Raw genomic sequence first — 1,869 nt, 5'->3', positions numbered from 1 at the left:
CACGCGAACAGAGGCAATAATGGAGACGCTGGGCGCTTCCCGCCCCGCCGCCAGCCTTTATAACCAATATCGGGAGCGCGGCGGAGGACAATACCAGACAAACGCCGCCGAACGACGCGCCATTAACGATTACACGCGCAACGTTTCTGACATGATCAATGAGTATCTTGAACTCGACATGCCTGAACACTTCTTGAGTCCGCTGTTCGCAGAACAATCATTCCAGATGGTGACAAATATACGGTCGTTGCTGAACAAACTGCCCAGTTTTCACGGTGTGGTATATCGCGGTGGCGAGTTATCCCCCGAGCTCCGGGCGACCTTAAAACCCGGAGATACACTTCTGGTTAAAAAATTTGTATCCACCTCCGCCGACAAGAATATCGCGATGGCCCACAAAGCCGGTAAAGGACCCCATCAAGTCTTGTATAAAATCCATGTCACCCATACCGCACACGCCATCAGCGGGTTTACCCAAAACCTGCATGAAGCGGAAGTGCTGATTGAAGATCGCACCTTGTTTCGATGTCTTTCTATTGAGGGTGATAATGTCGAACTGAAAGAGGTGCTGGATGCCTCTCGTCTCGATGAGACCAACGTAAAAATAGCGTCAATCTAGCCTTACGCTATGCGGCGTTGGCTTTTCTGGGCAAGCAGCGTCTGACGTGACGTAACAGCAAAGCAAGATAGCCGTCACAATCCAGATAAATAAAACGCTGTTTTATATTGTATGAACGCTGTTTTGAATTATATACTCTGCACCGCCTTATAAGTAAGGTTCTAGATACCTTTGCCCCGACTCCAGTCGGGGTTTTTTTTATCTGAAACCGCTTTGGCTGACGCACCAAACCCGTGTTTTAGCCATTAAGGCCACGGCGCTTATTCCAAGGCATGTGCATTAGCAATCTGGCCATACCGCAAAATCCGCTGATACCCGCAAACACCAATCCCGCACCGATGAAACCGGCGACACTAAAAAAAGCCGGATGCAGCGTGTACCCCAAGACAACGCTTATCGCTGTTAGCCCACCGGCGACAATTTGCACCTGGCGCATCACTGGCAGCGGTTGAGAGCGGTCCACGTCAACCGGCAAACCCGCCTTTTTCCAGGCGTTGAGTCCCCCTTCCAGCAAAAATGCGTTTTGCCCGGGAACCAGTGCTGCTATCTGTTGTGCATATTGTTCGCAGCGCGCCCCTGATAAACAGTAAAAAACCACCGTGTTATTCGCGGGTAGTGTGATTCCCGGCGGTTGGTTGGCGTGATCCGCCAGTGAATACAGGCGTGATTGCGCAATGTGCTCACGCTGGAATTCAGCGGTCTGGCGAATGTCGACCATCAACGCCCCATCAGCCTGACGCTGCCGAGCATCTAACGGGGAAAGGTAGGGCAGACTTGCCATGGTATTCCTCTCTATTCAAGGACAATAAATGTCTTTGAGCGTCGTGATGATACGTTCCAGATCGTGGTTAGCGATCGCGTATAACATTGTCGTGCCTTCACGCTGAGCGACGACCAACCCTTCAGAACGCATACGCGCCAAATGCTGCGATGTGGCAGAAGGGCTCAAGCCGCACGCCTGCCCGAGTGCGCCAGCACTCACCTGCTGACGCTCAACCAGCATACACAGGATCAGTAATCGATTGGCATTGGCCATCGCCTTTAACAACAACGCAGCGTCATGGGCACGCCGCTGCAATTCACTCACTGCATCTGGCATCATTATTACTTTAGAATAGCCTTAATTAAGTAAATGCTAAAATTAAGATTAAAACAAATCAAGCGTTTTCTCTTAAAAGTGTGACCAGGGCTGGAGCATCGTTCGGTTGGCTGTTACTCTATTAAAAATCGGTCCACTGTTTCAGATTTCT

General features: G+C 50.6%; 3 protein-coding genes. 1 reads left to right on the top strand and 2 read right to left on the bottom strand.

Annotated features, from left to right (window positions below; all coding sequences use genetic code 11):
* Positions 1-619 (top strand): ADP-ribosyltransferase (locus J5224_RS26145; RefSeq protein ID WP_264628099.1); only part of this gene is annotated, 619 nt, incomplete at its 5' end.
* 238 nt (positions 620-857) lie between these two features.
* On the opposite strand, the gene J5224_RS26140 is transcribed toward J5224_RS26145, so the two are convergent.
* Positions 858-1,400 carry a rhodanese family protein gene (locus J5224_RS26140; protein ID WP_264628098.1) on the bottom strand — a complete coding sequence of 181 codons (543 nt, stop codon included), beginning with the start codon at positions 1,398-1,400 and terminating at the stop codon, positions 858-860.
* A gap of 15 nt (positions 1,401-1,415) precedes the next feature.
* On the bottom strand, positions 1,416-1,718 hold the full coding sequence (locus tag J5224_RS26135) for an ArsR/SmtB family transcription factor (protein ID WP_264628100.1): 303 nt from the start codon (positions 1,716-1,718) through the stop codon (positions 1,416-1,418).
* Between the last annotated feature and the right edge of the window lie 151 nt (positions 1,719-1,869).

Source organism: Candidatus Symbiopectobacterium sp. NZEC135 (genome assembly GCF_025962695.1).
Note: the sequence above shows the minus strand (reverse complement) of the source record. Positions and strands in the feature narration are given on the sequence as shown.

What these genes read in the sequence shown, in the direction of transcription:
- J5224_RS26140 (WP_264628098.1), bottom strand. Translation starts at nt 1,400, where the DNA reads ATGGCAAGTCTGCCCTACCTTTCCCCGTTAGATGCTCGGCAGCGTCAG.
- J5224_RS26135 (WP_264628100.1), bottom strand. Translation starts at nt 1,718, where the DNA reads ATGCCAGATGCAGTGAGTGAATTGCAGCGGCGTGCCCATGACGCTGCG.